Here is a 13699-nt window from a genome sequence, read left to right on the forward strand (position 1 = left end):
GCCTCCGTCCACTGTGTGCTTGAGCGACACAGGAGGAGGCGTCATGTCGCACGCGATCCAGGCCGAGGGCCTGGTCAAGCATTTCGGGGAGACGAAGGCGCTGGACGGGGTGGACCTCGAGGTCCCGTTCGGCAAGGTGGTCGGGGTGCTCGGGCCGAACGGCGCGGGCAAGACAACCGCGGTCCGCATCCTGGCGACCCTGCTGAGACCCGACGCGGGGCGGGCCACGGTCGGGGGTTACGACGTGGTCCGCGACCCGGTCCGGGTGCGCGGGCTGATCGGGCTCACCGGGCAGTACGCGTCGGTGGACGAGGACCTGAGCGGCACCGAGAACCTGGTGCTGATCGGGAAGCTGCTCAACCTGTCCCGGGCTGACGCGCGGGCGCGGGCGGCCGAACTGCTGGAGCGGTTCGAGCTGACCGACGCGGCCAAGCGGCCGATCCGGACGTACTCCGGCGGCATGCGGCGCAGGCTCGACCTGGCGGCGAGCCTCGTCGGCCGCCCCGCCGTGCTGTATCTGGACGAGCCGACCACCGGACTCGACCCGCACGCACGCAACGAGGTGTGGGCGGTGGTCCGCAGCCTTGTCGCCGACGGCGCGACTGTGCTGCTCACCACGCAGTACCTGGAGGAGGCCGACCAGCTGGCGGACCGGATCACCGTGTTCGACCACGGCCACGTGGTCGCCGACGGCCGCGCCGACGAGCTGAAGCGGCGGGTCGGCGGGCAGACGCTGCAGGTGCGGCCGACGTCGCTGAGCGACCTCGACGAGGTCGACCGCATCCTGGCCGAGCTCACCGGAGCCCGCCCGGTCCGCGACGACGCCACCGGGCTGCTGACCGCACCGGTGTCCGACCCGGTCCTGCTGTCCACGCTGGTGCGCCGGCTCGACTCGGCGGGCATCACCTCCGACGAACTGGCGCTGCGGCTGCCCAGCCTCGACGAGGTGTTCCTCGCGCTGACCGGACACGCCGCCGAAGAGCCGAAGCCCGAACGCGAACTCGAAGGGAGCCGGTCGTGACCACCGCGACCGCCGTGGCGGCCCCGCCCCGGCACATCAGCCCGGTCCAGGGCGCGAAGCACGCGTTTTCGCTTGCCTGGCGGGGAATCCTGAAGATCCGCAAGAACCCGGAACAGCTGGCCGACGTCACGCTGATGCCGATCATCTTCCTGCTGATGTTCACCTACCTGTTCGGCAACGCGCTGGGCGGTTCGATCGAGAACTACCTGCAGTCGTTCGTGCCCGGCCTGATCGTGATGAACGTGCTGCAGGCCTCGCTGACGGTCGGCACTCAGCTCAACACCGACATCACCAAGGGCGTCTTCGACCGCTTCCGCTCCATGCCGATCGCCCGCTCGGCGCCATTGGTGGGCGCGGTGCTGGCGGACCTCGTGCGGTACGTGGTGTGCCTGACGGTGCTGCTGACCGTGGCGACCGTGATGGGCTTCCGCGTGCAGACCGGTCCCGGGGAGTTCGTCCTCGCGATCCTGCTGGCGATCGCGTTCGGCCTGTGCTTCTGCTGGGGTTCGGTGTTCGTCGGGATGCTGATGAAGTCCCCCGGCGCGGCGCAGGGCGTGATGTTCGTCTTCATCATGCCGCTGACCTTCGGCAGCAACGTGTTCCTCCCGACGGCCACGATGCCGGGCTGGCTCAAAGCATGGGCGGACATCAGCCCGGTGAGCCTGATGTCCGACGTGATGCGCGGCCTGCTCAACGGCGGCGCCGCGTACGGCGGCTCCCTGCTGGGCGCGCTGGCGTGGATGGCCGGTGCGGTCGTGGTGTTCTTCCCGCTCGCGACGTGGGCCTACCGCAAGCGGGTCTGAGGGCGTCCCGCACGGGGGTGTGGACGCTGTGGGTGAGTGTCTGTGTCCGGGTTCCACAGCCGGGCACAGACACTCACTTTTTTATGGCGAGCAGCCGGCGCAGTGCGGTCGGGGTGTGCCCGAGGTGCGCGCGCACCGTTCGGCACAGGTGGGCCTGATCGGCGAACCCGAGGTCGGCGGCGAGGGCGGCCAAGCTGGGTTCGCCTGCCTCCAGCCGGTCCAGCGCGCGGGCTACGCGCACGCGATTGCGGTACCGGGTCAGCGACACTCCCAGTTCGCGGGTGAAGGCCCGGCTGAGCCGGTAAGGCGAGACGCCCAGCAGGGCCGCCAGCGGAATCAGGCCGTCCGCCGCGGGATGATCGTCGCCGATCGCGCGGCGGGCTTGAGCTGCTAGCGCACGGTCGCCTGCCTGGTCGCTGTCCGGGACTGCCGTGGTCACGACCTGCCAGACCACCGCGGCTAGCAGGCCGATCAGTCCTTCGGTCGCCGCGTACTCGGTATCGGCGGCGCGAGTGGCGGCGAGGAGCCGGCGGTGGGCGAGGTCGAGCGTGCCGTCCACGTACAGCGTTGAACGCTCCAGCAGCGGTGCGTCACCGGCCAGGGTGCGCCAGAACGCGGGCGTCAGGGTGATCGAGGTGCATTTGTCACCGCCGGCGGGATGGGCGAAGTGCTCCTCCTCGCCGGGCATCCCGAGGTATCCGACGGTGCGGTCGAGGTCCGCGCAGACCCCGCGGACCCGGCGGCGGAACCCGCCGCGGCGCACGAGCACGAGCCGCACGTCCTCGCGCGGCCGCTCGACCGACCAGCCGCGGTGATCGTCCCGGCAGTCCACCGTGCCGACGGCGAACTCCGGGCGAGCGGCGAGATCGACGAAGGAGAGCACACCCGGAGGCTACGGCGAGGGTCTGACAATTCCGCAAAAATCTTCAAGACCCGAGCGGCTGGGACCGGGCAAGCTGGCACACCCATTGGCACAGCACGAAAAAGGGAGCAGGAGACATGGCGTCCATTCGCGAAGAAGCGGTGATCGAGTCCAGCGCCGACGACGTGTGGGAGGTGATCGGCGACTTCGTCGCGGGTCCCCGGCGGATGGCGCCGGGGTTCGTGCTGGACAGCCGGGCCGAGGACGACTGCCGGATCGTCACCTTCGCCGACGGCACGGTCGTCCGGGAACGGCGGATCGGCGTTGACCACGACACCCGCCGGATCGTCTACTCAGTCGTCGGCGGCGATGTCCGACCCGAACACGACAACGCCTCCATGCAGGTCTTGGCCGATGGCGAGCAGCGGTGCCGGCTGGTGTGGATCCGCGACGTGCTGCCCGACCAACTGGCCGCGCCGATGAGCAAAACGATGTCGGCCGGTCTGGCGGTGATCAAGCGGACTCTCGGTCACTTAGGCTCGCCCGAGTGAAGCCCCCGCGAGATGGCCAGTCAGCCGCTCCCAGTTCCCGGAGCCAATGGCCGCCTTCTCGTCTTCGCTGAACGGCGCTTTCTCCAAGAACGACCGCGCGACACCGCCACTCGTGTCCAGGTAAGGAAATCCGCCCGGCCGGGTGCCGAAGGTGTACGGATAGTCGGTCGAATAGAGCATCCGCTCCGTCCCCACCACTTCCGCCGCCCAGCGCAGGTAGCGTTCGCTGACCGTTCCGCTGCCCGCGATCCAGAAGTTCTGGCGGAAGTAGTCGGCCAGCGGCTGCCGCAACCCGGCCATTTCCCGCAGGAAGCCGACGTGGTCCAGGTAGAACAAGACCACCTCGCCCCAGTGTCCGGCGATCACCTGCAGTTCGGGGTGCCGGTCGAAGACGCCGGAGAAGATCATCCGCAGGTATTGCACGCCCAGGTCGTAGTACCAGCCGAGTCCGGCGGTCGCCAATGCCGCGCCGACGCCGTTGGGCAAGCCCGAGTAATACGCCTCTTGTACCGCCTGCACCGGCGCCTGGGGATGGAAGTGCAGCGGGACGCGGAGTCGTGCGGCGGTTCCGTAGAGGTCGTCGAATTCCGGGGCGTCGGCCAGTTTGTCGCCGGTGCGGCCGTACAGCATCGCGCCGCGGAAACCCAGGCTGACCGCGCGTTCCAGCTCCTCAGCGGCGGCTTCGGGCGAGGACGTCGGGAGCGTGGCGAAGGCCTGGAATCGCGCCGGATTGGCGGCGACGATCTCGGCGAGTGCGTCGTTGGCCTCCCGCGCGACGGGCACGGCGTCGGCGGCCGGAAGGTTCTGCACGCCGGGGGTCGACAGGGACAGCACTGCGACGTCGATGCCCTGGTCGTCCATGTCGGCGAGACGTCCCTCCCCGACGTCGTGCAGGCGTCGCGTGACCGGATGGTCGTCGGGATAGCCGTGCGGTTGGAGGCCCGCCTTCGCCCACGCGTCGCGCAGGACAGGCAGGATCACGTGTTCTTCCAGGGCGACGATGCGCATGACAGCTCCTCTGCGTTTCCGGTGATACCCAATGGAGCGTATCACCGGAAACATCAGTGGAAGCAAGTTTTAGTTATCGTCGATAACAGGCGAGCGCTCCGCCCGGACCGCCTCGATCGCCTCCGCCCGGTCCAGCTGCGAGGTCTCGGCCACGAGCGCCTCGTATCGCTCCTCGCCCAGCTCCCTGGTCAGGTTCTCGATCAGCTCCCGGACCTCCGGGCTTCCCAGGTCGAACCGGCCGCGCACCACCGCGCTCAGCGCCAGCAGCCGGGCCGACGACTCCAGCCGCCCCTGCTGGTACCGGATCCGCGCCAGCAGTTCGACCATGGCAGCCAGGTCCGGCATGTCGAAGCGCCTCGCCGCCTGCTCGACCACGCCGAACACCGCTGGCTCCGCTTCGTCCGGACGGCCTTCGGCGAGCAGCAAACCGGCCTCGATGGTGCCGAGCCATTCCGCCTCGAAACCCTCCGGAGTCGGCCAATCCGCGCGCGCCGCCTTCATTTCCCGGAACACCTCGCGCGCCTCGGCGACATTGCGCTCACGGATCAGCAACTCGGCACGGCCGAGCAACACGATCAGGCGCAAGCCGTTGTTGACCCCGGCAGCCGCGTAGCGTTCGGCGGCTTCCATGTCCCGCCACGCGCCTTCCTGATCTCCGGAGCGCGAACGCTCCACCGCCAGCCGCCACCACTGCTGCACGATGTCGTCCCTTGACCGCAGCTCCATCACCAGCCGCAATCCCTCGGTGTACCCGGCAATCGCGCCCTCGTGGTCGCCGGCCTGCGACCGCGCCGCGGCCCGGAACCCGTGCGTCATCCCGAGTCCCCAGCGGTCGCCGACCTCGGCGAAGCCCTGGTGGGCAAGCTCTCGCGCCCGGTCCGCGCTCCCGAGATCCCCGGTGTCGCCGAGGACGAAGCTCTCCGCCCAGTGCCCGGCGGCGCGGCTCCAGACATCGTCCCGCGCGACGGCCCGGCGGATCTCGCGCAGCGCCAGGTCCCGCTCGCCGTTGAGGTACGCCACGATCGGCAACCCCACCCACAGCCACGGATTCCGGTCCGCGGCGCCGGTCCGCACGCATTCCTCGATCAGGTCGGGGACGTCCACCTTCTCTTGCGGCCCGGCCATCACCCGCATCAGCACCTGGATCAACCGCAGGCTCGCCGCCACGTCCGGCGGCAGCTCGCCGCTCAGTTCGAGCACCTCGTCCACGAACAGCGCGCCCCGCTCGTTCTGGCCGACGATGTTGAGATACCAGAACAATCCGAACAGCAGCCGGGCCGCCGCTGCCGCGGAATCGGACTCGATCGCCGCCCGCAGCGCGGCGTTGAAGTTATCGCTTTCGTGCTCGTACACGTCGATCGCCTGGAGCTGGTCCCGTCCGCGCAGCAACGGTTCGTTGCGGTCGGCCAATTCCGCGTAGTAGGCGACCATCGCCTCCCGCATCCGCTCCCGTTCGCCGGATTCGGCGAGCCGCTCGGTCGCGTAGGCGCGCAGGGTTTCCAGCAGGCGGTAGCGCATGCCCACCACGTCCACAATGGACTTCTCCACCAGCGAACCCAGTACGTACACGACGTCTTCCGCGGGCAGTTCCTCGTCCGCGCAGACGTTTTCCACCGCCTCCTCGGAAAAACTCGCCGCGAACACCGCGAGCCTGCGCGCGAGCCGGACTTCCGCGTCGCTCAGCAGATCCCAGCTCCACTCCACCACCGCGCGCAGCGTGCGCTGGCGCGGCAACGCCGTACGGCTGCCGGAGGTGAGCAAGCGGAACCGGTCGTCGAGCCGTTCGGCGATCTGTTCGGCGGTCATCGACCGCAACCGCGCGGCGGCAAGTTCGAGCGCCAGCGGCATTCCGTCGAGCCGGCAGCAGATCTGCCGTACCGCGTCCACTGTGGACTCGTCGAGCCGGAACCCCGGCCGTACCGCCATCGCGCGGTCGAGGAACAGCCGGACGGAATCGAGCGTGCCGACGTCCGAGGGCGGCGCGGCCTCGTCCGGCACCGGCAGCGGACCGAGCGGGCACAACGCTTCCCCGGTGATCGCCAGCGGCTCCCGGCTCGTGGCGAGCACTCGCAACGCGGGCAGCCGGCGCAGCAAATTCTCGGCCAGCCCCGCGACGGTGTCCACGAGGTGTTCGCAGTTGTCCAGCACCAGCAACGCTTCCGCGCCCTCGAGCGTCTCCACCGCGTGCTCGAACGGATCGACCTGCCGGCGCCGCGCGTCGGTCTCCGTCGTCCGGATGTCGCGGACCTCCAACGCGTTGAGCAGCGCGGTCAGCACGTCTTCCGCGTCCCGCACACCGGCCAGCGGCACGAACCACACCAACCCGCGCGAGTGCGCTGGATGCCGAGAAGCCGCCTCCGTCGCGAGCCGGGTCTTGCCGGCTCCGCCTGGGCCGACGAGCGTGACCAGCCGGGATCCTTCGAGCAGTTCGGCCAGCAGCTTCAGCTCGTCGGTGCGGCCGATGAAGCTGGTCAGCCGCTGCGGCAACCGGTCGACCACCGCGGCGACCGGCGTGTACTCGCCGCGCAGCGCACGCAGATGCACTTCCTGCAGTTCCACCGACGGGTCGACGCCCAGTTCGTCGGCCAGCGTCGTCCGGATCGCGGAATACGCGGCGAGCGCGTCGGCCTGCCGTCCGGCCGCGGAAAGCGCACGGATTCGCAAGCCGGCCAACCGTTCCCGCAGCGGATGCGCTTGCGCGGCGGCGGTGAGTTCCGCGAGCACGTCCGCGTGCCGTCCCAGCCGCAGCTCGGCTTCGAACCAGTCCTCGGCGGTCTCCGTGCGCCGCTCCTCCAGCAGCGTCGCGGGCGCGGCGGCGAACGGCGCGTCCAGCACGTCCGCGAGCGCCGGTCCGCGCCACAACGCGAGCGCGGCGGCGAGCGATTCGGCGGCGGTGCCGTCCCGGCCAGCGGCAAGTTCCCGGCGCCCCTCGGCGGACAACTGCTCGAACCGGTGAAGATCCACCGCTTCCGGCGGCACCGCGAGCCGATAACCGCCGTTGACCGACTCCAGCTCCGCCCCCGCAGGCCGCAGCACTCGACGCAGCCGCGAGACCAGCGACTGGAGCGCATTGGCCGCGTCCGCAGGGGGTTCCGCGCCCCACAGACCGTCGATCAGCGCCTCGGCGGGAACCGCGCGGCCGGCGTCGAGCGCGAGCCGGGAAAGGAGCATGCGAAGGCGGGCTCCGCCGATGTCGATCGGCGTGCCGTCCTCCCCCTCCGCTCGCAGCGGGCCCAGCAGCGCGACGCGCATGAGGTCCACCTTTCCAGACAACGCCCTCGCCGTGTCGGGGCCCGACGTAAGTGTGGACTTTCGGGACAAACTGCGGCCAAAGCGGTTACTGCCCGGCTTCCCGGCGCTACGTTGCGGAGGATTCACCCGCAGACACAGGAGCGCCCATGAGAGCACTGCACCGCTGGCATCGCCCGGCAGTGACCGTCGCAGCCACCCTCACCGCTTTGACGCTCGGCACTGGGATCGCGTCGGCCGGACCGGCCGGCTGGGACAAGCCCACGCCCGGTTCGGACGGCGCCGGAGACAGCTACTACCCGCAAGACGGCAACGGCGGGTACGAGGTCTCCGACTACGACCTCAGGGTCAACTACGCTCCCGACACCCACCAGCTCGCCGGCGTCCAGACGGTCCACGCGAAGGCGACCCAGTCGCTCAGCTCGTTCGACCTCGACCTGCGGGGCCTCACCGTCGACGCGGTCCGGGTCAACGGCATTCCCGCGAAGTTCACCCGCACCGGCGACCACGAACTGGTGATCACGCCGAGGCTGCCGCTGTGGAAGGGCCTTCCGTTCACCACGGAGGTCGCCTACCACGGCGTCCCGGTCGCGATCGACGACCCGAACCTCGGCAAGAACGGCTGGCAGTTCACCAAGTCCGGCGGCGCGTTCGCGGCGGGCGAGCCGAAGTCGGCCACCACCTGGTACCCGGTCAACGACACCCCGCGCGACAAGGCGAAGTTCCGGCTGTCGATCACCGTCCCGAACGAGTGGGGCGTGATCGCCAACGGCCGCGAGGTCGGCAAGTACCGGACGCGCGCGGGCACCACGCACGTCTGGGCGGAGAACACCCCGACCGCGCCGTACATGACCACGGTCGCGATCGACAAGTGGACCTTCAACCAGCGCAAGCGCGCGGACGGCACCCCGATCGTCAGCGCGTACGCGCCGGGCACCACCGACGCCACGAAGCAGGCCGACGCGCAGCTGCCCGAGGTTCTCGACTTCCTCGAATCGAAGTTCGGCAAGTACCCGGTGGACGCCGCGGGCGGCATCTACCTGACCGAGCCGATCGGGTTCTCCCTCGAGACGATGAGCAGGCCGATCTACTCCGGCCGCGCGGGCAATATCGGCACGATCGTGCACGAGAACGCGCACCAGTGGTGGGGCGACACGGTCGCCGTCGACCACTGGAAGGACGTCTGCCTCAACGAATGCTTCGCGTCGTATGCGACCTGGCTGTGGGCGCAGAAGAACGGCACCGACCTCGACGCCAGGTACCTCGACCAGGTCGCGTCGGCCAGCGATTCGTTCTGGGCGGGCAAGCTGTACGACATGGGCCCCGGCCACGAGTTCACCTACGTGTACTCCAAGGGCCCGGTCATGCTGCACGCGCTCAGCAAGTACATGGGACAGGACGCGTTCGACCAGGTGCTCAAGACCTGGAACCGCCTGCACCACGACGGAAACGCGAGCATGCAGGACTTCCAGAAGTACTGTGAGAAGGTGTCCGGCATGGACCTGCAGGGCTTCTTCGACGCGTGGATCTACGGCAACGGCAAGCCGTCCGACGAGTACCTCTACCCGGGCGACCTGAAGCCGGCCGCCAAGTGACGGTTCTGCTGACCGGGTTCGCACCGTTCGACGGAGCGGCGACGAACCCTTCTTGGCAGGCGGCTTCGCTGGCAGCGGCGCGGCGGACGGACACGGTGGCGGTTGAACTGCCGTGCGAGTTCGACGCGTCGCTGCCGGCGCTGCGAGCCGCGATCCTGGCGCACCGGCCGAACCTGGTCGTGTGCGCCGGACTGGCCGGCGGCCGCCAGCACGTCACGCCGGAGCGGGTGGCGATCAACCTGATCGACGCCCGGATCCCGGACAACGCGGGCGCGCAGCCGGTCGACGTCCCGGTGGTCGAGGGCGGGCCGTCCGCGTACTTCACCACGCTCCCGGTGAAAGCGGCGGTCGCGGCGATCGAGTCGGCGGGGCTGCCCGCGGCCGTGTCGTACACCGCCGGGACGTACGTGTGCAATCAAGTCTTCTACGGCCTGATGCACCTGATCGCGACGGAGTTTCCCGGACTGCGCGGCGGTTTCGTGCACGTGCCGGAGGAAGCGCGGATGCCGCTGGACTCGATCGCGCGAGCGCTCGAGATCGTGGCGGACACCGCGCTGACCGTGCACGAGGACGTGGCCACCTCGGCAGGCACCCTGCACTGAGCCCTATTCGCCAGGCTGGACGGTCTTCTCGAAGAACTGCACCAGATCCTGTGGCCGGCGGCTGGTGTGCGACGGGCTGGTGTCCATCACCGTGCCGACCACCGGAATGCCGTCGGCCTGGTAGATCAGCAACCCGAGCTTCGGCCCGACTCCCGCGACGTAGCGGCCGCTCAACCCGGTGCGAGTGCGCCAGGTGTCGGTCTCGATGCGGCCTGCCATGTCCTTGCGCGCGCTCGGCTCGACCTGGGCGAGGGTGAGCCCTTCGTGGAACGCGACGGTGGTCTTGTCCGGGAAGCGGCACAGCGCGCTGCGTACCGCGCCTAGGGCTTTCGCCAGCTCCGGGTCGTCGGAACAGGTGGCGCGGGTTTGGATAGTCGGACCGGCCAGGCGGCGGATGCACTTCGTGAGGCCGTTTTCGCCGGGGAGCGCTGGTTGTGAACCAGCGCAGGTGGTGGTGTTCGGCGGGACGACTGGCTGGTTGGCCGCGGGCTTGTCGTCGCCGCGAGTGGCGACGACAGCGGTCACGATCCCGGCGACGACGAGCACGGCCAGGGCGATCGCGCCGATGATCAGCGGTTTGCGGGACTTCTTCTTGTGCGGCTGTTGCCATCCTTGCGGGGGCGGCATGGGTGCCGGAGGCCGCTGGTTCAGTACGGGTTGCTGGGCAGGCTGTTGCTGCATGGGCTGTTGCTGCACGGGCGGCCAAGATGCCGGTGCAGGCGCGGGCATGGGCGCTGCCGGACGCACGTCCACGTGATGCAAGCCGAACGCGACCGCCGTCTCCGGCTGGTCCTCGGTAGTCGGCACCACGCCAAGCGTCGACCCGACCAGCGAAGCCAGCAACGGCATCCGGCTGGGCCCGCCGACCAGATACACGCCCCCGAGCCGATCCGGCGTAAGCCCGGCCCGGGCGATCGTCGCCGCGAGCATTTCCGCACTGCGCAACAGATTCGGCCGAACCAAAGCTTCCAATTCGGCGCGGGTGACGAGAACGTCGCCGAACGGATCCGGCATCGGCACCTCAGTGTGCGCGTGCCGGGAAAGACTTTCCTTGGCGTCGCGGACGTCTTGAAGCAACACCCGCCGCAACCGCCGGTCACTGGTCGTCTGCGGACGAAGAAGCCGTTGCCACTGCGCCGGATCCGCATGCGACACGGACCGTCCAATGTGGACCAGCAAGGCTTGGTCGATGTCGAGACTGCCGAGATCCGGCAACCCGTCCTCCGCAAGAACCGCGGTACCCGCGCCGACGACAGCACAGTCGAACGTGCCCGCGCCGAGGTCGTACACCGCGATCGGCCCGCTAGGCGCACCCGTTTCGCGGAGAGTCGCGTAATGCGCCGCCGCCGCGACCGGCTCCGGCACCAACCGCGCCTGAACGAACCCGGCTTTCCCCGCCGCGGCCCGGAGCGTCTGCTGCCGCTGCGCACCCCAGCCGGCCGGATGCGACAACCGCACCTCGTCCGGAACCCCGGAGAGCTGCCGCTCGGCCTCCTCGCCCATCCGCCGCAACACGGCAGCGAACGCGTCGACAACCGGCACCGGCCGATCGCCGAGCAGCAGCTCACCGTCGTCGATCCGCCGCTTGGGATTGGGCTCGAACCGGCTGGGATCCAGCCGAGCCCGCCGCTCCGCGTCCTGCCCGACGACGAGCCGCCCGTCCTCCTCCGCATACACCGCGGAAGACATGGTGACCGACCCGTCAACCTCAATAGCCCGCGGCCCGCGCCCGAAGGCCGCCAAGACGCCGACCGTGCCGGAAGTACCGAAGTCGATCGACAGGACGTCCACGCAGTTCCCCTCCCAAAACCCCATCGCATCGTCTCATGAGCCCTGGTGACAGATATAACTGAAACCAAGTTGCCAAAATAAGTGAAGCTGAGGCACACTTGGGTACGTCAACAGCCGTGAAGCGGAGAGATCATGACACCGACCACCACCGCGCGAGAGTCATTGTTCGCGACCCCGCGCGCCCAGCAGGAGGCACACGCCGCCGCGGAACTGATCGCCGACGCGGGCGGCCAGGTCACGCTCGACGGCGTCGAACTGGGTGGCGAGATCCGCGAACTGCTGCGCCAGATCATCTCCATCGTGGCCGAGGGCGGAACCGTGACCGTCGGCGCGATGCCGGAGGTCATCACCACCACCGTGGCCGCGGAATTGCTCGGAATCTCCAGGACCACGCTGATGAAACACGTCCGCGCCGGCGACCTGCCAAGCACCCGAACCGGCAGCCACACCAAACTTCGCCGCGACGACGTTCTCGCCTTCCGCCGGGAACGACTGCGCAAACAACGAGACGCGTTGAACGACCTGCTCGCGATCGAAGACCAACTCGGCATCGAATAGTCAGAATCGAACAGGAGGGGCCGCCCCGCGAAAATTTCGCCCTCGTATCGTGGTGCGATGCCCACTCGCGTGCTTCCCGATGCCAATGTCCTGCACGCCAGAACGCTCCGAGACTGGCTGCTTCTGCTCAAGGACACGGGAAACGCAAGCATGTTCCACGTTTTCTACACCGAGGACATTCTCGCAGAGACCATCCAGAGCATCCGCAGGCGAAATTCCGGCCTCAGCGGAACCGAGATCACCAAAGTCCGGGACGCGATCGCCGGAACGATGGACGGCCGGATCGACGACTACCCGTCTGGGCAGGAGGCTGTCGCTCTGACCGATCCCTTCGATCGGCACATCCACGCAGCCGCCGTCGCCGGATCCATGGATTGCGTTGTCAGCCTTGACCGCGGGTTCACTGACCTGCCGACGTCAGTACGGGATACGCTCGATTACGAGATCTACACCCCGGACGAATTCTTCGTGCTCATCGATGATTCGTCGCCGCGACTCGTCCGCGCCACGCTGCGGAGGCAAATCCAGTACTTCTCCGGACGCGGCCGCACACACTTGGATTTCGCTGGCGCACTAGCCAAATCCGGCTGTCCTGCCTTCGCCGAGCGAATCGCCAGGCGCTGCCGTGAGATCGCGTTCGACAGTTAGCTGGTGAAAACCTCCGCCGGAAAAGGCGTCTCCCGGTCCTCCAGCAACCGCACGTAAAAGGCGTTCATCTCCACCGCCACCGCGGCATGGCGAGCCACCACTTCAGCGACCGGCGAGGGCAACGAAAGCTCCCCGGCAGCCGCGCGGCGGACCGCGGTCAGGCGGCTCTCTCGGTCCCAAGTCCCGCACACCTCGGTCACCAGCCAGTTCACCAGATACATCGACCCGTAAGCCCGGTCATGCCCCGCATTCAGCTCCGCGAACGCCATCTCCTCCGCGGTCAGATCGAACCGGCGCGCGAAGGACAGGCCGAAATCGGTCAGGACGAACCGGTCGCCGTCGGTCAGGAAGTTCTCGAAGTGGTTGTCGAAGTGCAGAACTCCCTGTGCACGAAGGAACGAGAGCGTCTCGGCGACCTGCCCGGCAAGGCGCTCGACCTGATCCAGATGGTCAGGCAGCCACCGATGCACATTGGTCGGGAAATACTCGCAGAACAAAACAACGCTCGACGACGCGTCCCGCAATTCCGTGAGTCGCTTACGGACCGCCTTGGAGCCGCCCCAGTACTCGACATCTTCTTCCAACGGACGGTCTGGCACCCGACCCGAGGGGACGGGCAGGATCCGCCAATGATGCAGCAGTGGGAAGTTCTCGCACGCGCCACTGAGGACCCAGCCGTTCGCCATGGTGTGCAGCGCCAGTTCCCGCCACGCCGAGCCCTCCGGCGAACCTAGGCCGTAATGGCAAAAGGCAGGCAGGCCATAGAGATTCGCCGTCGAATGCGGATGCTGCCGCTCCAGTGCGGTGAGCGGCACCCGCTTCGCGAAGACTGGGACTCCATCGACATCCAGCCGGGCGCCGGTGCCGCCGATTCCTTCGGACAGCACCTCGGCGGATTCCAGCCGTTCGGTGAGCTGCCGGTCGCTCAGCAGCGAAAGACCGGCACTCGCCATGGCGTGCCGCGAGATTCTCGAAGAAGACCCCATAACCCGACAATAGAGAAAAGGGCGG

The 13699-nt window shown here is 68.7% G+C and carries 12 protein-coding genes; 7 read left to right on the forward strand and 5 right to left on the reverse strand.

The features are described 5' to 3' along the window. Positions 1–43: 43 nt before the first annotated feature. Positions 44–1021 (forward strand): daunorubicin resistance protein DrrA family ABC transporter ATP-binding protein, encoded by a 978-nt coding sequence (locus WA670_RS00940; RefSeq protein ID WP_037809320.1) that lies wholly within the window; start codon positions 44–46, stop codon positions 1019–1021. Further along, positions 1018–1824 carry an ABC transporter permease gene (locus WA670_RS00945; protein WP_037808218.1) on the forward strand — a complete coding sequence of 269 codons (807 nt, stop codon included), beginning with the start codon at positions 1018–1020 and terminating at the stop codon, positions 1822–1824. The genes WA670_RS00940 and WA670_RS00945 overlap by 4 nt, the downstream gene beginning before the upstream one ends. Before the next feature lie 73 nt (positions 1825–1897). Here WA670_RS00945 and WA670_RS00950 read toward each other — a convergent pair whose 3' ends face one another. Then, entirely contained in the window at positions 1898–2707 is an 810-nt protein-coding gene (locus WA670_RS00950) for a helix-turn-helix domain-containing protein (protein ID WP_336156691.1), read from the reverse strand. A gap of 116 nt (positions 2708–2823) precedes the next feature. Between WA670_RS00950 and WA670_RS00955 the strand changes: the two genes are divergently transcribed. Continuing rightward, entirely contained in the window at positions 2824–3237 is a 414-nt protein-coding gene (locus WA670_RS00955; protein WP_336156692.1) for an SRPBCC family protein, read from the forward strand. Here the strand turns inward: WA670_RS00955 and WA670_RS00960 are convergent. Together WA670_RS00960 and WA670_RS00965 are read right to left on the reverse strand one after the other, a co-directional pair. Next, a complete protein-coding gene (locus WA670_RS00960; protein WP_336156693.1) occupies positions 3220–4245 on the reverse strand; it encodes an amidohydrolase family protein in 1026 nt (341 codons plus the stop codon). The two genes, WA670_RS00955 and WA670_RS00960, sit on opposite strands and share 18 nt — an antisense overlap. A gap of 69 nt (positions 4246–4314) precedes the next feature. Next, the gene (locus WA670_RS00965; protein WP_336156694.1) at positions 4315–7497 is read right to left on the reverse strand and encodes a BTAD domain-containing putative transcriptional regulator; all 3183 of its coding nucleotides are present in this window, start codon (positions 7495–7497) and stop codon (positions 4315–4317) included. 146 nt (positions 7498–7643) lie between these two features. On the opposite strand from WA670_RS00965, the gene WA670_RS00970 reads away from it, so the two are divergent. Then, positions 7644–9089, forward strand: a complete 1446-nt coding sequence (locus tag WA670_RS00970; RefSeq protein WP_037808228.1) for a M1 family metallopeptidase — start codon at positions 7644–7646, stop codon at positions 9087–9089. Beyond that, the gene (pcp, locus tag WA670_RS00975; RefSeq protein WP_037808230.1) at positions 9086–9691 is read left to right on the forward strand and encodes a pyroglutamyl-peptidase I; all 606 of its coding nucleotides are present in this window, start codon (positions 9086–9088) and stop codon (positions 9689–9691) included. Before WA670_RS00970 ends, pcp begins: the two co-directional genes overlap by 4 nt. A 3-nt stretch (positions 9692–9694) precedes the next feature. Here pcp and WA670_RS00980 read toward each other — a convergent pair whose 3' ends face one another. Further along, entirely contained in the window at positions 9695–11482 is a 1788-nt protein-coding gene (locus tag WA670_RS00980; RefSeq protein ID WP_336157177.1) for an Hsp70 family protein, read from the reverse strand. A gap of 132 nt (positions 11483–11614) precedes the next feature. On the opposite strand from WA670_RS00980, the gene WA670_RS00985 reads away from it, so the two are divergent. Together WA670_RS00985 and WA670_RS00990 are read left to right on the forward strand one after the other, a co-directional pair. Next, positions 11615–12040 carry a helix-turn-helix domain-containing protein gene (locus WA670_RS00985; protein WP_037808236.1) on the forward strand — a complete coding sequence of 142 codons (426 nt, stop codon included), beginning with the start codon at positions 11615–11617 and terminating at the stop codon, positions 12038–12040. A 57-nt stretch (positions 12041–12097) separates the two neighbouring features. Continuing rightward, entirely contained in the window at positions 12098–12688 is a 591-nt protein-coding gene (locus WA670_RS00990) for a PIN domain-containing protein (RefSeq protein WP_336156695.1), read from the forward strand. Here WA670_RS00990 and WA670_RS00995 read toward each other — a convergent pair. Next, entirely contained in the window at positions 12685–13674 is a 990-nt protein-coding gene (locus WA670_RS00995; RefSeq protein WP_336156696.1) for a hypothetical protein, read from the reverse strand. The genes WA670_RS00990 and WA670_RS00995 overlap by 4 nt on opposite strands. Positions 13675–13699: the final 25 nt, after the last annotated feature.

The organism is Amycolatopsis sp. VC5-11 (assembly GCF_037034185.1).
In the GTDB taxonomy this organism is placed as follows: domain Bacteria; phylum Actinomycetota; class Actinomycetes; order Mycobacteriales; family Pseudonocardiaceae; genus Amycolatopsis; species Amycolatopsis nivea.